12 protein-coding genes are annotated in these 24510 nt (G+C 39.0%); 8 read left to right on the top strand and 4 right to left on the bottom strand.

The annotated features are described in order from the left end of the window. Positions 1-218: 218 nt before the first annotated feature. The 3 genes from Q4557_RS17065 (at position 219) to Q4557_RS17055 (ending at position 5554) form a co-directional block, all read left to right on the top strand. Entirely contained in the window at positions 219-3002 is a 2784-nt protein-coding gene (locus Q4557_RS17065; protein ID WP_102519593.1) for a TonB-dependent receptor, read from the top strand. A gap of 105 nt (positions 3003-3107) precedes the next feature. Further along, entirely contained in the window at positions 3108-4748 is a 1641-nt protein-coding gene (locus Q4557_RS17060; protein ID WP_303414191.1) for a tryptophan halogenase family protein, read from the top strand. A gap of 11 nt (positions 4749-4759) precedes the next feature. Continuing rightward, positions 4760-5554, top strand: a complete 795-nt coding sequence (locus tag Q4557_RS17055; protein WP_303414189.1) for a SapC family protein — start codon at positions 4760-4762, stop codon at positions 5552-5554. Between the two features lie 183 nt (positions 5555-5737). Here Q4557_RS17055 and Q4557_RS17050 read toward each other — a convergent pair whose 3' ends face one another. From Q4557_RS17050 to Q4557_RS17035, 4 genes are all read right to left on the bottom strand, one after another. Continuing rightward, positions 5738-7108: an RICIN domain-containing protein gene (locus tag Q4557_RS17050; protein ID WP_303414187.1), complete on the bottom strand. Its 1371-nt coding sequence runs from the start codon at positions 7106-7108 to the stop codon at positions 5738-5740. Between the two features lie 173 nt (positions 7109-7281). Next, the gene (locus Q4557_RS17045; protein ID WP_303414185.1) at positions 7282-9711 is read right to left on the bottom strand and encodes an agarase; all 2430 of its coding nucleotides are present in this window, start codon (positions 9709-9711) and stop codon (positions 7282-7284) included. A 562-nt stretch (positions 9712-10273) separates the two neighbouring features. After that, the gene (locus Q4557_RS17040; RefSeq protein WP_303414183.1) at positions 10274-10891 is read right to left on the bottom strand and encodes a GntR family transcriptional regulator; all 618 of its coding nucleotides are present in this window, start codon (positions 10889-10891) and stop codon (positions 10274-10276) included. Positions 10892-11225: 334 nt separating this feature from the next. Beyond that, positions 11226-13583 (bottom strand): beta-galactosidase, encoded by a 2358-nt coding sequence (locus Q4557_RS17035; RefSeq protein WP_303414216.1) that lies wholly within the window; start codon positions 13581-13583, stop codon positions 11226-11228. A 660-nt stretch (positions 13584-14243) separates the two neighbouring features. Here Q4557_RS17035 and Q4557_RS17030 point away from each other — a divergent pair. The 5 genes from Q4557_RS17030 to Q4557_RS17010 all read left to right on the top strand — a co-directional run bounded on the left by Q4557_RS17030 (position 14244) and on the right by Q4557_RS17010 (position 24409). Then, positions 14244-15854: an MFS transporter gene (locus tag Q4557_RS17030; protein WP_303414181.1), complete on the top strand. Its 1611-nt coding sequence runs from the start codon at positions 14244-14246 to the stop codon at positions 15852-15854. After that, positions 15851-16810 (top strand): sugar kinase, encoded by a 960-nt coding sequence (locus Q4557_RS17025; protein ID WP_303414180.1) that lies wholly within the window; start codon positions 15851-15853, stop codon positions 16808-16810. The genes Q4557_RS17030 and Q4557_RS17025 overlap by 4 nt, the downstream gene beginning before the upstream one ends. A gap of 16 nt (positions 16811-16826) precedes the next feature. Next, positions 16827-17939 (top strand): glycosyl hydrolase, encoded by a 1113-nt coding sequence (locus Q4557_RS17020; RefSeq protein WP_303414178.1) that lies wholly within the window; start codon positions 16827-16829, stop codon positions 17937-17939. Positions 17940-18056: 117 nt separating this feature from the next. Then, complete coding sequence (locus tag Q4557_RS17015) at positions 18057-20426, top strand: hypothetical protein (protein WP_303414176.1); 2370 nt, start codon at positions 18057-18059, stop codon at positions 20424-20426. 521 nt (positions 20427-20947) lie between these two features. Continuing rightward, positions 20948-24409, top strand: a complete 3462-nt coding sequence (locus Q4557_RS17010; RefSeq protein WP_303414174.1) for a TonB-dependent receptor — start codon at positions 20948-20950, stop codon at positions 24407-24409. Positions 24410-24510: the final 101 nt, after the last annotated feature.

The following is a 24510-nucleotide window of genomic DNA, read 5'->3' as shown; positions in this document are numbered from 1 at the left end:
TATTTATCTCTTTTTTTCATAGATATAAAAACACTTATCTACGCATTTTTGAGCGTCATTAAAAAGCATTAAAAATTGTCAACAATAAACAAACTTCAAAAAACTATTGACAGGGTGGTTAATAAATAGCTAGATTGTTAACAATTCGGTCACAAGTGTGCGCTAATGCATGCGGTCGGATTAAGGCTTAAAATCCGATAACAAGAAGGTTTTTCATGATGAAAAATAAAAATTTCAGATTTAATTCTGTTTATTGTGCGATGTTGATAGCAGCAAGTGTTGGGGCACAAGCTGAGGAAGTTGACAGCGTTGATGGCAATAGTGCAGAAACCGCAGTGGAAGTTATTCAAGTTAAGGGTATTCGAAGTTCTCTGACTAAATCAGCTCAAACTAAGCGTTATTCTGATGGTGTGGTCGATGCAATCAGTGCTGAAGATATAGGTAAATTACCTGACACTAATTTAGCAGAGTCGCTGCAACGTATTGCTGGTGTTTCTATTGACCGTGCAAATAACGAAGGTAACAAGGTATCTGTTCGTGGTTTTGGGCCTGAATTTAACCTAGTAACCTTAAATGGTCGTCAAATGCCAAATTCATCTGCGCTGCAATCAGCAGGGGTTTCACGTAGTTTTAATTTTCGTGAGATTGCTGCTGAAAGTGTTTCTGGTGTAAACGTTTACAAAACCGGTAAAGCACACATCACCTCAGGTGGTATTGGCGCGACTATTGATATCGCTACAGCGCGTCCATTTGACTATGATGGTTTTAAGGCGTTTGTTAGTGCCAAAGGTATTTACGATACCAGCGTTGAAGAAGGAGATTCAGTCACGCCAGAAGTTTCAGGCATGATCAGCCAAACCTTTGCTGATGATAAAGTCGGTTTCTTATTATCAGCCTCTCACGCAGAACGAAATAGTCATACCGATTTAGTAGGGACAGATGGTTGGGTTAGAAACCGTAGCCGTGACAATGTAGATTTATCGGCCATTGATACTGATAGAAACCCAGAGCAAGCAATTTGGACGCCGTGGACGGCTAAAACAGAGCAACTGGATACCGAAAGAACGCGTCAAAATGCTCAAGCTGTTTTACAAATCCAGCCAATTGATTCAGTTGTTGCCACACTTGATTACACTATCTCTCGCTTTGAACAAACCAGTGTGACCAACCGTTCAGCGTTTTGGTTCGATAATCCAAGTGGATCTGCCGATGCTAATGGCACCTTGTGGAATCCTCGGGATCAAGACGATGAGTTAAACTTTTGGGCGTGGGAATATTACGAAGAAAAAGAAAATGATTCACTGGGCCTGAACATTGAATGGCAAGCAACGGATACCTTAAGTTTTGAGCTTGATATTCATGATTCAACTTCAGAGTCTAATCCTGATGGTCAAACCGCAGAGACATTAGCTAATTTAAAAAATCCATCTGGCTCAGTTGGCTTAATTGGCGCTAATTTTATTGGCGATATTCCCGAAATTATTGTTGATGACTCAAACTTACCAGGTGGGGCTTATAACAAAGACAATATCGTTTCTGATTTATATCAAAAACGTGGCTACTCAATGGAAAACAATGTTAAGCAATATCGTTTTTCAGGAACTTGGGAAAACGCATCATCTGACAGTGCATTAACTAAAATCAATTTCGGTATTATGAATACTGACTACTCCATTGATACACGTTTAAGTGAAGTATTCTCATTTGTTGATGTGCCACTTGATGATCTCGATCTTAGCTTTAAGCCTCTTGGCGATACTGCAGATCAATTCTCGGGTGCGGATAAATTATTCCCGTTGATTTCACAATATGATGTTAATCAATTCATCGATATTGTCAAAAATGAAGGCAAGTTCGCCGAGCCGAATATTAAAACCAATGGCGTCAATGAAGAAACGTTAGCGGCTTATTTGTCATTTGATTTTGATACCGAGTTTAATGACATGCCAGTCAAAATGAATGTAGGTGTGCGTTACGAAGATACCGATGTGTCTGCTTATTCGGTTCAAAATGGTATTGTTGCGATGAATTATCGACATGATCAAGAATTGCGTCCTGTTTATGATGATGTCCCAACAGCAGATGAATTAAGCGGTAGCTATACTCGAATTTTACCTAATTTTGATTTCAATATGACGGTCACTGATGAGCTAGTAACGCGTTTTTCTTATAGCCGCACATTATCACGCGCTGGTGTTAGCGCCATGTTCCCGGCAACCAATGTTAATGCACGTCCGGGTGGACCATTTAACGCATCTCAGGGTAACCCAAACCTTTTACCTATCACATCGGATAACTTTGATTTGTCATTAGAGTGGTACTTCGATGATGGTAGCTTTGCTTCTGCTGGTTACTTTAAAAAGTATGTTGAAAACTTCATCGGTGCCGGTACTGAAAACCGCTCGATTAATGATGTTAAAGGTCAGCCATTAACAGACCCAAGTGTCAACCCTCGTGCAGGGTGCCCTGATGCTGCTGATATACCAAATCCTGCATGTTTAGGCGTTGCGACAGATCCTGTGATTACCTGGGAAGTTGCTACGCCTGACAATCTACAAAACCGTGAGGTTGATGGCTGGGAGTTAAATGCACAATACATGTTTTGGGATAGTGGCTTCGGTGCCGTGGCTAACTACACAATCGTAAACAGTGATGAGTCCTTTGACCCTTATAACTTCGATCAAACTATTGCACTGACCGGTTTAAGCGATTCAGGAAACTTGGTGGCATTTTATGAAAATGATAGCTTTCAAGCCCGTATCGCTTATAACTGGCGTGATGAGTTCTTGCTAGCGCTTGGTAATGAACCTACGTTTACTGAAGCTTATGGTCAACTTGATATGAGTGTGTCCTACGATATCAACGACACGTTCACTGTATCTGTAGATGGCCTTAATTTAACCGATGAAACGGTACGTCGATTCGGCCGCTTTGAAGAGCAATTGTTGTCTGCAGAGCAATACGGGCCTCGCTTTACATTTGGTATAAGTGCCAAGTTTTAATCTTGGTGAGTACCTAGCTAATTGAGCCTCTGGCTGCTGCTTTTTGCAGCAGCCTTTTTAGCTTGTAGTAGATTTTAAATGACAAAACGAGAATTGGAGTAAATCATGTCTAAATCCTTAGCGAACAATCCAATCGACGAACAGCATCAGCAGCAGAATAAAACTATCGAGAATATCGTTATTGTAGGTGGGGGAACTGCTGGCTGGATAACAGCTGGCACGTTAGCGGCAAAGCTAAACAAGCAGCATGAAAAAAACTTTAGTATCACATTGGTTGAGTCAGCTAATGTGGCGCCCATTGGCGTGGGTGAGGGTACTTGGCCTACCATGCGCCGAACGCTAAAAAATATGGGAATTAGAGAAACCGATTTTATCCGCCAATGTCATGTGTCCTTTAAGCAAGGAGCTAAATTTTGCCAATGGGTCACCGGAAAGCAAGATGATTACTACTATCATCCTTTAATGCTTCCCGAAGGTGGTGAGCATGATAATCTGGCCGCACATTGGTTCAATATTCAATTTCCATATCATCAGGCTAATGCGGAATGGGTACCTAATCAAGCTTTGTCATTTTCAATGTGTTTAAGCCCTCAAGAAGCAATATGCCAAGCCGGATTAGCCCCTAAATTAATCACTACAGCAGAGTACGATGCTGTTGCTAATTATGCTTATCACTTAGATGCAGGTCGTTTTTCTAAGTTTTTAAAACAACACTGTATTAGCCAACTGAATGTTAACCATATTGTCGATGATGTTATTGCAATTAATAATGATGATAGTGGGGATATTCAATGTGTGACGACGGCGAAATCTGGTGATGTATATGGTGAGTTGTTTATAGATTGCAGTGGCTTTAAATCACTGCTGCTTGGGGAGCATTACCAAGTACCATTTAAAAGCTGTAAAGACATATTATTCGTTGATAATGCTATTGCCGTTCAAGTGCCCTATGAAAACGAGCAAAGCCCCATTGCCTCACAAACCATTTCAACAGCGCAAACCGCAGGCTGGATTTGGGACATAGGTTTATCAAGTCGCCGAGGGGTAGGCCATGTTTATTCCAGTAAGTATATTTCAGAGCAAACGGCAATTGCTGAGCTTAAACAATATCTTGCGCCTTCAGTAAGCAATATTGATGAATTAACATTTCGTAAAATACCGATTAATCCAGGCTATCGAGAGCAATTTTGGCATCGCAATTGTGTCGCGGTGGGGTTATCTGCAGGGTTTTTAGAACCATTAGAAGCATCAGCACTGTTGTTAGTAGAGATCTCTGCCAACATGATAGCCCAGCAGTTACCTGCTAATCGTGCATGTATGGATATTGTAGCGAAGCGATTTAATCAAACCTTTACATACCGCTGGGAGAGGATCATAGATTTTCTAAAGCTGCATTATATGTTGACTCAGCGTGATGATAGCCAATTCTGGATAGATAATCGCCACCCAGACACTATTCCACAAAGCCTTAAAACATTGCTGAGCTTATGGAAGTACCATATTCCAAGTGATAATGACTTTATCCATGCTACAGAAGTCTTTCCTGCTGCCAGTTATCAATATGTTCTTTATGGGATGGGGTTTAAAACTAAAGCGTCGCATCGGGGTTTAGCTGATACAGCACAAAAAGATGCTGCATTATTGTTTCAAAAAGTCGCATCTGACACCTCACAATTAAGCGCTCATTTAATGTCAAATCGAGAACTATTAAAGTTAATCAATCAATACGGTTTACAACGAGTATAAAAGGAGCAACCGTGAACAATATCATTGTTGATAGTAACATCCATAAAAATACTAAAGTGTGCAGTGGCCATGGTAATCAATTTGGCGAAAATATTCACTTTGTGCCTGTCATAGCAGATGAGTTACGTAGCCTGATTTTGGAATACCCTTGCTGTTTACTAAAGGATAATCAAACGGGTCAATTTGGCTTGCATGCATTATTGGGCTTTGAACCCGGAGAGAACCTATTTTTAACAGCAGATGGCTGGAGCAGTCACTATATCCCCCTTCATATTCGTCGACAGCCTTTTATGGTCGGACTCATTGGCGAAAGCTCATTGCCTGCTAGTGCTGATAATACGGTATTAACTATTGATATGAATAGTAAGAGGGTTATTGAAGGCGATACCGCAGATAATGCCCACGCATTATTTGATGAAAACCAACAACCAACAGACTATTTAACGGCAATGAGTAAGATGGTCTTTGGCCTTTCTCAAGGTATATTACGCACTGAGAAATTTATTCAAACACTTGCAGATAACGATTTAATTGAAGCTATTCAATTGGGGGTAACTATCAATACAAAATTAACAGCAGCTAGTCCATCGGCTTCACAGCAAGGAGTGGACTCAACTTTAGCTACCCAAAAGGTTAACTTTGACGGTTTGTATGTAATCAATGAAAAAAAACTTGCTTGCCTTAGTGATGCCTTATTAGAGCAATTTCATCAAAATGGTTATCTGCAGGCTTGTCATTTAATGATGGCATCAATGGGACAAATTCAACATTTAATCACATTACGGAATAGCGCAAATCATGCATAATTTTTAAGGTAAATTTACGTTTTAAGCGCTTAAATCGGAGTACCTCGATTTTATCGGGGTATTTTTATGCTTGATGCTCCACAACAAGTCCTTAGAGTTGATGGTTTAATGTAATAAACACCCAAACTGCATTTTTATAGTAAACATTGGGTGCACATTTTTTAGGATAGGTTACTTTAGAAACTATTGTTTTAATGAAAAGCGTTGGTTATCGCCATCATAACAATACCATTGGGTAAGGCTTGCACCATCAGATGTTAGTTTACCCGCTATATCCAAACATTTATTACTGACCTTATTGCGGATTTCATATTGGCCATTGCCTTTGTCGATGAGATCCCACATTTGGTTTTGATTACTACTGTTACAAACCCATTGCTGTATTTTGGCGCCATTAGCGGTTGAACCCGCTGATAAATCTAAACAAAGGTTACTCACTTTAGCCTTAATAGAATAGAAACCATTGGATAATTCAGTAAAACTAAATTGTTGGTCACTATTGTTGTTATTACAAGCTGTTTGTTGGTAAGTACTGCCGTTTGATTTTTTACTATCCACAACATCGATACATTTATTACTATGTTTTGCGACGACTTGATATTGAGTATTAGGATTGATGTCACCGCCAGGATTATTACCTGATGTACCATCACTAACAGGCTGATAGACGCGGATCCAATCTACATACATTTTGTTTTTATTGGCGTCAGCTAAATCTGCATCAGTTGCAATATTGCCAGCTTCACTGCGCCATGAATGATCTTCAGTATCGAGAATAATGAACATCTCCTCGTCCATTGTATACTGGTTTTTATCCATAATCGCGCCAGTGTAGTCTTTATCTTTCATGACAACTTCGTCCCATGAACCTTGTGGGGTTTCTTGACCATCGATATAAAAGGTGACGTCAGTTGGGCTTTTCCAATAAGCGCCAAAGCGATGAAATCCTTCACGCCAATAGTTTCCCCAAGTTGGTGTATTATGGGTTTGGTCGTTGAAGTCACTACGTATGCTGTTATCACTATTGCGTAAAAAGACATGGAAGTTTGTCGACATATTTTGTGCAAACCAGGTTTCACGTGCTCCGCCATATACTTCTAGAATATCAATTTCACGCTCATCATTGTCACTCAGTAGCCAAAAGTTTGATGATAACTCCAGGTTACTCACCTTAATATTGGCTTCTAAGAAAATAGGGTACTTAACTTTAGTTTTTGAGCTAATAACACCTGCATTCACCAAGTCAGGGGCTCTGCGCGATGCGCTAATAATCAAATTACCATCAGCTACCCAAGACTCTGCGCTGTTCCAACGTGTTAGTCCTGGTCCTTCCCATGCATTGAAGTACGTGTCATTCCATTTACTGTAAAATGTCGATGTTTTACCGTTATAGTTAAAGGAATCGGAGTACTGCTCATTCAATTGCCAAACGAGACCATTGCCAGCTACAGTGGGCAGTGGAATTTCATCCCAATCAGCTGCATAAATTGAACTGGATAAAACACTCGTGCTTATTAACGCTGTTGCGCATATAAAATTTAAATAATGTTTCATAAATTTCCTTTCCTTAGTGAATCATTAATATGGGTAAAGTTTGGTTCTTAAGATTATTCCTGTCCCAACAGGAATAGATCTCACCTCTGCGGTAACGAGGTAATATCACCATCGTAAGATGAGTTTAGGTGCAGTTTTCACTGCACCTAAAATAGCGTTTAGTTTGTTGTGTTTTATTCGCGAATGAGTTTTTTTGATTGCTCAAAATATTGCATTGAAACAGAGGTAACAAAGCCGCCATCGTCATCAAAAGTAATCTCTACTTGATTGTTTTGGCTTACATAGCTGTTGTTAATAGGAATTTCGATTAATCCGAAAAATTGCAGACGACCAGAACCATTAGCATATTGATCGTAGCCACGGTAATCGGTTTTAATTGCAACGGGATTGCCATTGACGCTAACTATCGGTTGTAGTGATTTACCGTGTTCGCGTCCTAATCCTATACGTAATGTCGCTTCACCATTGTCGGCAATAACAACATTATTAAGGTTAAAAGTTAGCGGATTATCGGCAACAATACTTTGCTTATAAGTATCTGCGTAGTATTTGGTTTCATTTTGATTATGCCCTTGAGTGATGAGCTTATTAAATGAGAGTTTAATAATTGCTGTGGCTTCTGCGCCGATAGTGAGTGATGCAATATCGGCGAGTAACTGCGGTTCAGTTTCAGTTAACACAGGGGTTTGATTGTCATGAGATAGCTGTTTAATACTAATTGCGCTGATGGATGTTTCATCAAAACCCAGTAGTGATAAATCAACTAGCTGTGATGTTTGTTCCAAACTATTGATAATAAGGTAAGCATCGCTATTGCCCGCATCATTGGTATTAATGTATGCATCTAACTGAAAATCAGCATCAGTAGCAAAGCTATCAACTCGAGTTCCGTTAACTTCTGACCATAATTGGTAAAACTTCACCATTTCGGTATAAACGTATTCATCACCAGTTTGACCTGACGCCTCTTTCTTTTGACGCATTAACCGAGTGTAATAGGGGACCGTTTCACTTAAGCGTCCCCATTCAGCTTTAACTGGGATAAACGGAATCGCCATTTCAATTTGGTTTGGACGCTCTAAAAACGACATCAATTGCCCATTAATCGCTTTTAAATGATTCCAGTCACGCTGTGGTAACCAAGGTTGGTTAAACAGTGAATGCATTTGTGCGCCATACTCAGAAATGATAAAAGGTTTAACTTGTCCTAAAGACATCGCCATATATTGCTCAAGCATATCGAAAGTTGCTTCAATATTACTGCCCGTTCTTAACTCTTCTCTGTTTTGAAAAGCAGGGAAGTCATATAGGTGTAGTGAAATAAAATCCATTTCTGCGCCAGCAATATCAATAAAGGCTTTATCCCTTAATTCCCAACGCTCAAAATTTTGTTTATCAAAATCAGGAAACGCAACGGTATAACCGCCAATCAGCACATTATCGTTAGCGAATACGTCATCGACTTTTACAGCTTTAATGGCTTTTGCGACGTTACTGTGAAATTCAAATACTTTAGTGACTGTGGTTGGCTCTTCTGCATAATCAACTAAGTCGTATAGTGGCTCATTCATCACTTCAATGTATTTGGGCTTAGGTTGTCCGTAGACATCAATGCCATCATTTTTGTTAAAGTATTTGGCTACAAATTGCCCCATATAATCACCGGTAGCGGTGCCAAAGGGCTCTGTGGCGCTGTCCTTTTGTGAAAATGACCAACCTTGCCCTGTGTCTTTGCCATCAGGCCAATAAGGGTGTTGTTGCGCAGCAACGACCATATTTTTATTACGGTGTTCATGTTTGCGTTGGGTTTCAGATCTTACATCGGTTGCCGTACTATAATTCCATCTCCTATTTCCGCCATTGTTGGTGGCCATTTGCGGGTCAACAAAGCCGCTGTTGGTTGTTGATTCTGCCAATAGACTGAGTTGATAACGCATACCACCAGTATCACGGCCAAAATACACATCGTAGTCTTCAACAAATTCAGTAATAAGATCGGCAGATTCATTGGTACCTACGTTATACCAATCGTTTTCAGTATGTGAGGCATGAATGGTGATAAACTTTTCTCGCGAAAATTGATTAACACCGTTAACGGAATGCGTAGTATCGAGGTTGAAGAAAAGTTTTACATTTTCAGGCTCTATTTCGCCTGTGGTGGTTACAATAAACGAAGTGGTAAATGTACCCACGGTCAGTTCTGTGAGCACATCTGTGCTAGATGTTTCTGCAGATAATAGCTCTATTGTCACTGTGTCATTGGCTTTTACTTTGCCTTGTGCGTCAGTGAATTGAGCACCATTAATGGAATATTTTCCTTTGCTAATAGTAATATCGACGTCAGTATCAATACCTGTTATGGAAACAGTATTAGACGTGATGAGGCTGTTAAGTGCTACATCTGTTTGGTTGATAAAGCTAAATTCAACTGGTGTTATGTCTGGGGTTACCGGTGGTGTAGCTGCCGGTGGTGTGGATGTTGGTGGGCTTGCAGGCTCGTCTGAGGAGCCAGTACAGGCCATTAAACTTGAACTTAATACCAATATAGCGAAGGATTTATATATAAATGAATAGTTGGAGTAATGCTTATTGTCTTGTCTCATAGTGCTCACTTCAATTGTTATTAAAAAATAAGGGATTAACGACTACGCAGACAACCATCTAATTCTTAATTATGTAAATCATAGATTGTGAACTAGATACAAACATGAATATCCCAAAGATTACACAGATACATTACATTGTTTTTGGTGAATTGTTAACAATACCCTCTATTTTGTCGGCGGGTAAACTTTAAAGTAATTCATAGCATATGTAAGCTGTTGTAAAATAACTTTAAATTATATTTTATTTATAGGTGTTGAATATAATTCATGTGAGTTATATTTGTTGGTTTGTAATTAAAGTACTTATTTGGATCTATATATTGCAACGATCATTGAAGTTAATAGTGAATCCGGTGAGCAAACATTTTAGTCGATTGAAAGCGAGGAAGGTCACACTGTAAATGAATAGTGTTAAAACATAATAGTGGTCGCGAGCAAGTTAAACCCTTAATAATTTAATTTATGAAATGAATGCTAGCCTGTGAACCGACTGAATTCAGCGTATTAAAAAAGGACAGTGGCAAACTGTCCTTTTGTTAGATAGAAATGGGTGAGCGAGTTACTTGATATTCGCTTTGATCGCCTTAACTGCGCTGCTGATGTCGTCATCGCGTAATGCCTGTAAAATGCCTCTGTGTTCATTTACACATTCAGAACCTGTTGTGATGCGCTTATAGTTCAGTCGCATGCGCATAACATATGGGTACCAAATATTGACCAAATCTTCACCACCGGCTTTATGGATCAAATAGTTGTGAAATGAAATATCAGTTTTAGTGACTTCGGTGAAATCTTCACAATCAAAGGCACTTTGTAAATCATTCAAAATAGACTCAAGTTGGTTAAAGTCTTCTTCTGTCAGAGGGTTATTTTTCAGACTTTCTATTGCATAAACCTCTATGTTTCGGCGTAAGTTAATCATTAACTTTTGTAATTTTGGTTCTAAAACACTATTTACCGACGCACCGCAGTTGTTTTTAGAAATCAACAAGCCTTCTTTAGAAAGCTGTAAAATAACATCTCGAATGGGTCCACGTGACAACCCAAAGCGTTTAGCCAACTCTTGTTCGTTTAATTTAGTATTGGGAGCTAAATCCCCAGATATAATATCTGAGCGAAGTTGGTCTGCTATTTGATCTTTTACCGAAAGGATTTTTGTTGGTTTTGACGTCGCCATAAGAGTCCCAATGTGTTCATAATATGTATACATTCTAGACATTTAGATTATGTAATACAATTGTCAAATGTAATATTGTTAAAAATATACAGTAGTTTTTTGCTTAAGGCATTAATTTATATGGTTAAAAAATTTCGAGTGTACTCGTTTTTATAAAAAAACACCCTAAACACGTAAAATTGTTGACAATAGACAGTGACTGAACAACCTACTGTTTATGTCGCAATTTTGTGCTTAGGGCTAATCTGGAGACCTAACCAGATATTAATCAACCAATTTATGGTTGGATAAAAATTGAGACGTACTCTGGGGAAAAGTCTGCCTCAATAAAAAGCTACTGTTTACCAAATCGTTGTTGATACATTTCACTGTGTAATTGTTTAGCTGCTTCAACCATATAGGGATAAGGAGTATCGGTCACTGTGACGAAGCCAACGTTATAATTCTCACCGTCATAGGCGCGGCCTGTAATAGGCGAGTCGATATATTGAAACCAATGTGCGCCAATAAAGTAAGGGTTTTCAATGACTGATTTCATATAATCTTGATACATTTTTGCACGATCTTGTTGGTTTGCTGCGTGAATTAACCCTGGGTGATACAGGCCTGAATCTTTAGCGCCAATGTGGAACTCTCCCACAATGCTTGGCATGTCGATTTCATATAAAAATGACCAGAATTTAGGGTTTAAACCTTCTTTATAAGAGTTAAAGCTAATAACGTCGACAAATTTAGCTGACGCTTTAACCACTTCTATTGGCATCCCCCAATCAGGGAATCGGGAACCTAAGTACATGTGGTTTGGCATGTGCTTAGCTAAGGCATCATTTACAGAACTGAAGTATTTTTCTGCATAAGCGCTCAATAAGTCTGCGTAATCAGCCTGTTGCTGCTTGTTATTGATTGATGAGTCAATGCCTTCATCAAATGCTTTCCAACTAGGTATTTGTTTCTCCCAAGCCTTATTTAATGCATCTATGTTACCATATTTTAGTTTCATCAGACGGCTGAACTCAGCTTTGGTAGGCACTTCTCCTGCGTCACGTTTTAAGGTATGTATCACAATACCGTAACGACTTTCAGTGGTTTCTGAGCGACCAAAGCTCATTTCATTGTCAATAAATACCCCAACACACCAGGGGTTATTACGAACTTCTTCAGCAACCACTTGTGCAGTGGCAAAGGCGCGTTGTTTGAATTTAGGGTCAAAAACATCGGGTAAAGGTGCCCAGAAGTCATTGCCACTGGATACCGTTTTGTAGTCACCAATAATCCACCCATTCGCAAAATAAGGCATTTTGTTGTTATCGTAATAACTTGGATCAGTCCAATTACCTAAAGAGGTGAATCCCCAATCAAGCATACGGTTTACCGTTACATCACGCCATGATTGCATATAGTCTTGCCCTTGCTGACCATACTTACGCTCAAGGTTTGCGGCATAAAAGCTATAGGTTTCACCGTGTTTTAATGGCCCTGAATGGGCGCTTCTACGATAACCAAAGTGTTTGCCTAGTGGTTCATCGTAATCAGGTAACCAAGTAAACATGCCAGCTCGAACATCAGATGCTTTAAAACGGCTAGCAATGGCTTTGTCTGAAACTCGATTAAGTTTTTGTGAATCTTCAGGGGTGACATCATCTTTAGCGCGTTGAACAATATATTGTTGTTCGAAGTCATAACCTGTCATGGTTGATGAATTTGATAATCGAATGATATCTATGCCAGTGGCGAAATATAGGTAGCCTTCTGGATCAACCAAAGACCATTTATCATTAACTTTTTCTGCTCTAAAAAAACCTGTCGCTTCCAGTTTAGGGCCATTAAGCCACCCGTTAAATTTACTGCGTTCGGGTTGAAGTTGACCGCTTAAACCGGCGAGTTCGGCATCACGTTGACTAATCAACTCTTGGTCGTTATGGACTTTACCTGCAAAATCTATCTTGGCGTTTTGTCCATATTTATCAACTATATCTGTCAAGAATAGTTGATTAAAATCAGGGTTCTGGCGAACTTTTATATTTTGAATTATTAGGCTTTTGTCAAAAATAACACCTTTTACAGATAAGCTTATTTTCGCGATACCTTTAAGGTTTAAGTTCTTTTTACCCCATAAAGAAGTGAATTGATGTTCGTTACTTTCCCAGGTATCGGGGTTTGAACGTAGACCAGAATGAAAGTTTAGTTCTACTTTTTCATCTCCTTCAGGAGTCCCTAAATCGTGGCCTGACATTTTTGCGTAGTAGGTTTCAGGTGTTGAACTAATAGGTACACTTAAACTGCGGGTATAAGTTGCACCATCAATATCGGTCATATCTAAATAAATTTGGACACTGTGCTTGCCCTTATTTGCCATGGAAAATGCAATATTAAAGTCTTCTAGATTACTCCAATCCCACGGTTCTTTGGGTTCAAAAACCACGCTTGCGTTGCCTGTTTCTGCAGATTTAAATTCGATATTAAGACCATCAGCATTCAAACTTGATTGTGCATTGTTGAGTTTCACTTCTGTTAAGTCAGAATTATGGCTGAAGCTATAGAGTGTTTGTAATAATGCATCTTCTTTATTACTAGTGGAATTAACTTGTTCTCTAGTGCTTTTTTCCGTACCGCTATTATCTAGTTCATTTTGACAACCATATAGACAGCTTAATATTGCTGATACTAATAAAAGCTTACTTTTGGTGTTCATTGGCGGTTTATTTCTCGATTGTTGTTGGCCATTTATCATCAAATGTGTACCACTTATATTGCCTGTATTTACCATCGTTATAATCTCTTGGTTCTGTTATATGAACTGTTTTTTATGTGCATTCGGCTAAGTCAATTACGCTATCTGTCTATTTGCTGTATATCCACCACAATCTTGTACAGAACCAGATAAATGTTATTCTCACGCTGCAATTTTGTTAACAATCTACATCCTATTTTTTGCTATTGCAATCATTTAATAATCAAATTTACTATCAAAGATTGAAATGATTAGCACTATTTTAAGCATGGAATTATCAATGTGCATTCTATATTGATCTGTTTTTATTGCATTTTTTTGATGGTATTTTTTGTTGCGAGTGAGAAAGTGATAAATTAAATATAGTAAATTGTTAACAATGCTTGCGTGTGTGTTGTGCTTGATGATAATGTGTTGTTGGCACTTTGTGATTAGGTTGTTGCTTGCGCTCTTAAGTCAAGTTATATGAGCTGCCCTGTACAGGTGTCAGAGTAAATGCAGAGTCATAAAGCTAAATACACTTTAATTAACCAATTTGCTATCAGATTCTTGATTGTTAACGCTGTTAACTCACATTAGTCAGTTTAAAGCTGATAAAAACAATAATATGGAAGTAATCACATGAGTCGAAGAAAATACAATGTACTTTATTGTGCCTTAGTCGTGGCGCTAGGTGGATTTATTTTTGGTCTAGACGCTGCTCTGATCTCTGGCACAATTAAATTTGTGACCACAGAATTTGGCTTATCTGAACTTGAAGTAGGAACGGTTGTAAGCGCACCTGGTTTTGGGGTGTTGTTCGCGTTAATGATTACTGGGCACTTGTGTGATCGATTTGGTCGAAGGTTAACTTTATTACTGATTTCTTTTACTTATATCTTTTCGGCTATTGCATCAGTAATGGCTACTAGTTTTGAAGCGCTTGTATTTGCCAGATTTATTGGAGGATTGGCATTTACTTCTTTATCGGTTGCAGCAATGTATATTGGTGAAATTGCCCCTTCTAGATTACGTGGAAAGTTAGTTTCCATGATTCAAATTAATATCGTTGTTGGACTTTCTTTAGCTTATTTTGCAAATTACGGCTTATTGGCGCTTTTAGGCTCAGATTCAGAGCTTAGTCAATTGATGGGGATCAACGATAAAAATATTTGGCGGTGGATGTTAGGAGTAGAAATTATTCCCGCTGTTGTGTGGTTTTTATTGTTAACAGGTATTCCGCATAGCCCGCGATGGTTAATGATGAAAGATAAAGTTGATAAAGCTGCAGTTATTTTAAATGGTTTTAATAAAACGACTGAGTGTGAGGCAGAGTTAAATGATATTCGCAAAAGTTTGGCCAGCCATGTAAAGAATGAGTCGTTTATTGCCTCGATGAAAGGGTTATTTGAACCGAATATTCGCATGGCAATGCTAATTGCGTTCACTATCGCAGTCGTGCAGCAAACCACCGGCATTAATGCCATTATGTTTTATGCTCCAACCGTGTTTGAACAGTTAGGCATTGGTACAGATGCAGCCTTTTTTCAAGCCACGATTTTAGGGTTAGTCAGTATTGTTTTTACAGTCATTGCCATTTTATTAATTGATAAAGTCGGCCGCAGGCCGTTAGTGATTTATGGACTTGGATTAGCCACTGTTAGTTTATTCGCTTGTTACTTAGGGTTTGCTAACGCGGTATATTTGCTTTCTCCTGAAGTGATTCAACAACTACATCAAAGTCTAAATATTGCTGATATTAGTAGTTTGGCTAATGTCAGTTTTGACAACGACGTTGACTTTAAAGATGCACTAGAAGGTTTAATAGGTTTATCTGAAGCAAAAGTGCATGAAAGTATATTGTTGCAAAGTGCGGTAACTATCGATGCAACTTTGATCATCAGCGGCATTATTGGCTTTATTGCAGCTTTTCATTTCTCAATTGGACCTATCATGTGGGTGTTATTTTCTGAAATATTTCCAACCCATATTCGCGGGATTGCTATTCCAGTATTTGCGTTTATTGCCAGTATCGTCAGTTATTTTGTTCAACAATTCTTTCCTTGGCAGTTAAACAATTTTGGTGCAGATCTTACTTTCTTAATGTATGCCTGTTTTGGGGTGATTGGCTTTGTCATGTTGTACAAAATCATGCCTGAAACTAAAAATAAAACCATTGAAGAAATAGAGGCCTATTTAAGCAGTAAAAGTTTTAAAAAAGCTATCCCGAAAAAGGCGGCTATTGAGTTATGAGTAGTTCAAGCAAAAATGGAGTAGCGTTGAAGAGTATTGTTGCCATTGGCGAATGTATGATGGAATTGATCCCTCATGGAGATAATCAGTTTATTAGAGGATACGCAGGAGATACCTACAATGCACTGGTTTACGCAAAACGCTTTGCCCCTCAGTTAACATGCGAATTTTTTACCGCTATTGGTCATGACCCAATGAGTCAAGATATGATGACTAAGTGGCATTCAGAGGGGGTTGATAGCAGCAAAGCTTTTCAACTTAACGGTGCCACTATTGGTGTTTACAGTATTAATGTTGATGAAAATGGTGAACGAAGTTTCAGTTATTGGCGTAAACACTCTGCTGCCACACAAATGCTGCATGAAAAGAGCGTGGATGAAATTGTTAACCATTTAAGCAGTGCAGAGTTAATTTTTTACAGTGGCATTTCATTAGCCATTTTATCTGATGTAGATAAAGCTAAGCTGATGACGAGTTTGGCAACATTACGTCAGCAGGGCGTTAAAGTAGCATTTGACCCTAATTATCGCCAAGCCATGTGGTGTGATGTTGACCATGCGACCCATTGGTTAACAGAAGCTTATCGTGGATGTGATATTGCGCTCCCGGGTATTGAAGAACATAGTCATTTATTTCAGCAAGATTCAGCAGAACAAATTAGTCAATTTTGTACTGGTCTCGGGGTGCAAGAAGTCATAGTAAAAGCTGGAAAACAGGGGACCTATGGATATTCAGCTGGTGAAATGGTGACTCATATTCCATTTAAAGCAGCACCAGTACAAGTTGATTCAACAGCCGCTGGAGATTCATTTGCAGGCACTTATTTAGCGGCAAGAGCCGTTGGCTTTGATATTGAGCAAGCCATTATCAAGGCTTGTTTTATTGCGAGTGAAGTTGTGCAATTTAAAGGTGCTATTTTACCCAAAACACATTACAACGCTTTAATTAAACAATAAACATTTTGGAAACGTTATGAATGATAAGCAACCAAAACTTAGTTTAGCGAGTCGCCGTGCAATTGAACGTGGATATGATAATAAAAACTCAGATTGGATGGTTGAGTTTGATGTGTCGCCATTGAAAGGGGATTTTGCCTTTGAAGAAGGAGTGATCCGCCGTGATCCATCTTCAGTGTTACTGGTCGATGGCTTATATCATTGTTGGTACACCAAAGGAGAAGGTGAAACCGTAGGTTTTGGCTCTGACAATCTTGAAGATAAAGTATTTCCATGGGACTTAACCGAAGTATGGCATGCAACATCAGAAGATGGTGAAACTTGGCAAGAGCAAGGACCTGCAATTCAATGTGGTGAACCAGGTGCTTATGATGACCGAGCTGTATTCACTCCAGAAGTCTTCAGCCATCAAGGCCGTTACTATTTAGTTTATCAAACGGTACAAACTCCTTATACCAACCGCCAATATGAAGAAATTGCATTGGCCAGTGCCGATTCACCATACGGCCCTTGGGCTAAATCACCTCAAGCTATTTTAAGCCCAAGTAAAGATGGTGAATGGCTTGGTGATGAAGATAACCGTTTTCAAGTGAAGTCAAAGGGCAGTTTTGACAGTCACAAAGTGCATGACCCTTGTTTAGTGTTTTTTGATGAAAAGTTTTACCTGTATTACAAGGGGGAAACCATGGGCGAGGGAATGAACTTTGGTGGCCGAGAAATCAAACATGGTGTTGCCGTAGCAGACACAATTGAAGGACCTTATCGCAAATCTGAATACAATCCTATCTCAAATAGTGGTCATGAAGTGGTGGTGTGGAATTTTGAAGGCGGTATCGCATCATTATTAACAACAGATGGCCCAGAAAAAAATACTATTCAGTTTGCGCCAGATGGCATTAATTTTGATATTAAAGCACATATTAAAGGTGCACCTGAAGCCATCGGTCTATTCAGAGATCCTGCACTCATTAACCCACAACTAGACCTCAATGGTCCAAATGCTAAAAAGCCAGGGCTATCTTGGGGACTGTGTCATAAATACGATGCCAGTTGGAACTGGAATTATATTTGCCGTTTTCAGATTAAAAGACAAATCTTGGATGCTGGCACATTTCAAAATAGTAATTAAACGCTATTTAGTTACTCGGACTTATGGATGCTTGCCTAACGATGCAAGTTATGTAAATTTCTAAATAAAAACGATAAAAACGATAAAAACGATAAAAACGATAAAAATGAGGTTGTTATGGATAGACGAAGTTTTATAAAACTGTCAGCGCTAGCAGCAGGAAGCATGCTGTTTCCTACACAAGCTGCAAGAGCGGCTGCTAATAGACCCTCATTAACGCAAACTGCGCCCATTGAATTATTGCCAAGCAATGTTCAACGCCCTTGGCTTGGGAAAGCTTTTTGGGGTAACCGTTTACAAGATTGGCGTTTGAATGCAGGAAAAATTGAATGTATTCGTGGTGAACGTGGTTTTGAAATGCGTACGGTGTCTATTTTAACTCGGCAACTCAATGACGCGCCAAAGCCTGCACGTATTAAAGCCAAAGTCAGTAATTTAACCCCAACAAAAGCGGGTTTTTGTGGCTTTTTAATAGGGGCAGGTGCAGACCAGCTTGATTACCGTGCTAGTGCGCTAATTCAACGCGCTTCTGGAAAAAATGGCGGCTTTATGGCGGTCATTAATGATAAAGGTGAGTTAAGTTTTAGAGACTTTTCTGACACCAATAAACCACTGGCATTCGAAAAAGTGGTTAGAACCAATACCGTTAACATCGGTCTACTTCATGATTGTGAAATTATTCTAGATTGCCATATCGATCCAGTCTCAAATAATAACTTTGATGTACGTCTGGTAGCCATAGACAGTAAAACCAACAAAGAATTAGGCTTTATTGTTCGTACTGGAGTGCCTAGTTCTGAGTTACTTGGCGGAGTCATGTTGTTGTCATCAATGCCATCTAAACAAAGCGGCGCAAGATGGTCGTTTGAAGATATTCAGTCTGGTGGTGAAAAACTGTCTCAATTTGATGATAGAGGATTAGGGCCGGTTATTGGGTGTATGCATAGCCTGAATAAATCGGTATTAAAGCTAAGCGCCCAATTTATGCCTGTTGCTGATAATGAATATCGCAACGTTACACTAGAATATCGACAATCATCAACTAGCGATTGGCTATCTAGTTATTCACAAATTGAACCGGGTTATGTGATTCAATTTAGAGTAGAAAATTGGGATAACACACAACAATATGATTACCGTGTAGTTAGCCATGAAAACGGCAAGGCAGCAGTGCTATACCAAGGTCAAATATTGAAAGACCCGGGTCAGTCTAAGCCGCTGTCGATTGCATTATATTCTTGTTTAGTGGCAACCAACTTGTCATTAGATATTGAACACTACAAAACGCGCTTAAAGCAAGAAAAGCTATTAGGTCGTTTTAGTCGTGAAAACATTTTATTCCCGCATACGGAGTTAGTCGATAATTGTGATAGTCATGAACCCGATATGTATGTTTTTTGTGGTGACCAATATTATGAAGCAACGCCCACTCAAGTATGGCGAGGCAGACCCGACTCTCATTTAGATATGTTGTATCGCTGGTACTTATGGTACTGGACCTTTAGAGATTCAATTCGTAATAAACCGTCAATATTGCTAGCCGATGACCACGATGTATTACAAGGCAATTTGTGGGGAGTTGGCGGTAGAGATCCTGTGGTACTAGAGGGTGATAAACGCACTGAAGAAGACGGCGGCTATATGGAAACCAAAGCGCTAGTTAAAATGGTTTACCGTATGCAGCATGGCCATAATCCAGATGCGTATGACCCTACACCAATAGATCATGATATTCCGGTTACTTATGGTGCCTTTGTTTATGGTGGCGTGAGCTTTGCGTTGGTAGAAGATAGAAAGTTCAAATCAAGACGTAATATTAAGATCAATCCATTACACGCACAGGGAGAGTTGTTAGGTCATCGTCAAGAGCAGTTCTTACGCGCATGGGCCGATATGGACAAAGGTTTGCCTAAGGTTTGTATTGCCTCTTCTATTTGGGGATCGCCTCAAACCAAGAGTAACTTAGAGCCGCTATTAGATTATGACTCAAACGGCTATCCACCAGATGGCAGAACCCGTGCAGTTAAGCTGATTAAAGATGCCGGTGCAGTAGTGATTTGTGGCGACCAACATTTACCAATGATGGCCAAACAAGGACTTGAAACCTTTGATGATGGACCGCTGTTTTTTGCTGGCCCAGCCGCCGCCGCATTCTGGCAGCGTTGGTTTGAAGGCTTGGGTAAGCTGGAAAACCAATTTAATAATGACCCTAATACCGGCAATTTTACTGACATCTTTGGTAATAAAATGCGCGTGTTGGCTGTAGTTAACCCGAAAGTGACTTATGATGATTTTAAGCAACAAACCAATAACTCATGGAGTAACTTTTTGGCAGACCGCTCATTGAAAAGCGAAGGCTACGGTATTGTAAAGGTTGACCATAACGCTCAACAATTTGAGTTTGAATGTTGGGAGTGGAATACAAACCCAAGCAAAGGTAAGCAATTCCCAGGTTGGCCTTATATTCATAAATTTGAACATGCCTAAAAGCAGATTTCATATCAAAAGCTTGCCGGACAATATTAATACATCGTCTGAATGTTTAGCATTGTCGGAATCATAACAACCCTGTCATCCTCGATATTTACATCGAGGATTTTCCTTTGATTTTAGTTAATTTAATTCTTAACAATTACGCCACTCAGATAATAAGTTGGGGGATTGTTTTTCTATTATTAACTCATGAAGGTTAACGAAAATTATATTTTCACTCGCAAGTCAATTAACAATATCGCAACAGTGGTTCATCTGTTAAAATTCTGCCAACTACAATAAGTATCGATATAAATCATAATCTTAAGTTTGGGTAAACCCAATTTTAATTTAATTTAAAAGTGGTTGGCTTAAGCGGAAATTTTAAAAAATAATAAAAAATAAATTGAATATTGTTAACAAAATCATGTTGACATTAGTTCGGTGAGTTAGTAGTGTTTGAAACTGGGCTGTAACATAAATTTAACTTGTACAGCTTGCTTCGGCAGAAACATAAACGCTCTTGGGGGAGTAACATGCCAATTAAATCGACCAAATATAAATACAGTACTGTGTATCTTGCCTTGCTAACAGCAATGTCTATGCAAGTTATCGCAGAAGAAAATGATCAAAAACCAAATACTGATGAAATTGAAGTGATTCAGGTTAAAGGTCTAAAAAGCAGTTTAAAAAAATCGATTAATGACAAACGTTTTTCAGAAAACTTAACGGATTCTATTAACTCTGAAGATATTGGTAAATCAACCGATCAAAACATTGCAGATGCTTTATCACGAGTTACTGGTGTTACTGTTCAGTCAGTTGATGGAGAAGGTTCTCGTATTACGGTACGTGGTGCTAATTCACAACAAAATAATGTCAGTATGAATGGCGTCCAACTCGGTTCGACTGATTTCAGTCAAAGTGTTAATTTATCGCAGTACTCATCTGATATTTTATCTAAAATTGAAGTGGTTAAAACACCCAGTGCTGATCATGAAGAAGGTGCATTAGGTGCAAACATTAACCTGATAACTAACAAACCATTAGATTTAAATTATCAAATTAGAACGGTAACGGTTGAAGGCCGCTATAACGATTTATTAGATGACGAAAACTATAAGGTTTCAGGTACGATATCCGAAAAAATGTTTGATGATACTTTTGGGGTGATTTTTACCGCTGTAAAAGAAACTAACTCTTACCGTAAAGATCAATATAGTGCTGATAATTGGGTATCTGAATTTTCTCATTTAGCTTCTGATACAGAAGGGAATCTTGTTGAAGATGTGTGGGGCATCACGAATAAGAATTCACGGTATGAGTTGTATAATAATGATGTAGACCGTATGAACTTTAATTTGGGATTACAGTGGACACCAACTGATTCAACAGAGTTTAATCTCAATACCAATTACACCAAACAGTCTTTTGAAAGTTCAATGCATGGCGTTCAAGTTCGTAGTGGTCAACAAGGTAATATGATTGAAGGGATTGACCCTGGTTTAGGTGGCGGCCCATCACAGTGGACGGATCCACAGCAAGATTGGCATACCATTGATTTAAAAACCAATACATTTACTAAATACTTAAACCGATTTGGTGATGGTGGTTTAAGCCAGTCTGAAAACAAATATGATGAAGAAAACACCGTTATCTCATTCGATGTTAGACATGATATTACTGACAATCTTATTTTAAATGCCGGTCTAGGTTACTCAAAGTCTGAACGTATTCCTGAAAACCAAGTTTATATTGCGATGCAAAACTTTAGCAATATTAACCGCTGGTTATTAAAAAATGTTCCAGAAACTGATATTGAGCCAGTCGGTTATGACTGTACTAATGGCCCATGTACTTTAGTGGGGGGGGCTGGTCTGATTGATTATGGCGAGAATAACGAATTTGGCGATCCATTAAATGTTTGGGATAACTACGGCACAACAGGCTTTAACGTTGATGAGCTCAATGCCCAGCATTTAACTTTTTTAAATCGCTCAGTTGTTGCCGTTGAAGATGAACAAAAATCAGCTTTCGTCGATTTTGACTGGATAGTCGACGCTGGACCATTATCAAGTATTGAGTTTGGTGCTAAGTACTCTAACCGTGAAAAATACGTAGATAACCAGCAAAATGCATTTAATAGTGTCGGCGAAGGTGTAGTTATTAATAACCCTTATACAGGAGCTCCTACGGTTTTAAATGATGGTTTGAATTCGTTAAGTGGTGATCTTTTTGCTACTGGAGAAAGCTTTCCTGTAGATGACTTCATGGACAGTAATGGCTATGGGCGCGATGCGATTACGGATGGTTGGACAACCTTTTCAGCATTTAAAGCATTTGATGTTGCTTTAGGTTCTCCTTCTGTTGGTTTCGAGCCTGATAATTCAAATACTCGTTCAGCTGAACTTGATAACTTTGCTACATATCTAAAAGCAAATTTTGATTTAGTCGACGGCCGGTTAACCGGTGATCTTGGTGTTCGTTATGTTAAAACAGAAGTAGAAACATCAGGTTACTCAGGTGTTCAATTTGCTTATGATCCTGGTAACGTTGGCCGGTTAATGGACCCTTTCAAATTGGCTGAATTACGTGATTCAAGTCTGCCTGAATGTAGTGGTATTCCATTTTACGGTACTGATTGGAACGCAGAAACTCGTTGGGCTCGTGTTGATGGCAATGGTTACGATACTAATGGTACTAACGATTTAACTGATGATATTGCTCGACCAGATGAAGGTGCTTGTTTTGATGCTAATGCTGTACGTGGTAATCCAAACGAAAGTGGTTGGTGGTTATGGCGTCACAGTGATATATCTACTGAAAAATTCTATGGTTATGGTGATAGACAACTTGACGAAAATGGTCAGCTTGTTGCAACTGAAGATAGAAGTAAGCGTAGCTTTGCTGTAACTGGTACTCATGATTATGACGTTTTCTTACCCAGTCTAAACTTGAATTATCTGCTTACTGACGATTCGGTACTACGTTTTGCAGCATCTAAGACGATGGCACGCCCACAAATTGATTCATTACGTCCTGGTTTTAAAGTGCGTGAAACCCAGTGGGGCGGTTACAATCGTAATAACACCATTACCCTCACAACACCTAAATTAGACCCATTAGAATCAATTAACTTAGATTTATCGTACGAATGGTACTTTAACGAAGCAGGTATGTTGTCTGCAGGCCTATTCTATAAAGACATGACTAATTTCGAAGAATCTGAAACTGTTGTGACTTATATGGATGACCTACGAGATGTCGGCTTAACAGAAGGCGAAGGTTATAATCCTGATGATTTAGTATTGGTAGCAGGCCAAGACAGTCTTGAACAATGTATGCCTAAACGCTTCCAGGGTAATGATGAATTCCATGAAGATTGGATGTATTCAGGTGACTTGGAGCAAATGTGTGCTCAGTTCAAAACAACTCGTATCAAAAATGGTAAAGGTGCGAACATTAAAGGGGTTGAACTGCAGTATATTCAAACTTTTGACATGCTACCCGGTTGGCTTTCAGGTTTAGGTATTCAAACTAATTATACCTATCAAGACAGTAAATATGACCAAGAAGTATCGTCAATAGATGACACTGTTCAACTACCTGAGTTACAAGTTGCCTATACACCTGAGCATAGTTATAACTTAACTGCATTTTGGGAGAAAAATGGTCATCAGTTGCGTTTATCCTACCGAGGTAATACAGATCAGCTAGCTAAACGTTCTTGGGAGTCGGGTTCTTTGTGGGAAGAAGGTCGGCAAACACTTGATTTCTCAGCAAGTTATAAACTGAATGATTATGTTACTTTCTCATTCCAGGCAGTTAACTTAACGGATGAAGGTATTCGTCAATATTATACTAGCCGTTTCTTAAATGTGAATGGAGAAGTACTGGATGAAGGCAGCCCAATAGATGGTAATGCTACCGATTCTCGTACGGTCTATCAATATCAAACGGGTCGAACATTCCGTTTAAATGCGCGAATGAACTTCTAATCTAATCGTCTTTAATAGGGTCACAACAGTGGCCCTTTTTTAATTAAATTAACATCAATTGCCCATATTTACTGTGTCATTAATCCATGACAAGGAGTGTA

Origin of the sequence: Shewanella sp. 5_MG-2023, assembly GCF_030547465.1 — a bacterium.
GTDB lineage: Bacteria > Pseudomonadota > Gammaproteobacteria > Enterobacterales > Shewanellaceae > Shewanella.
Note: the sequence above shows the minus strand (reverse complement) of the source record. Positions and strands in the feature narration are given on the sequence as shown.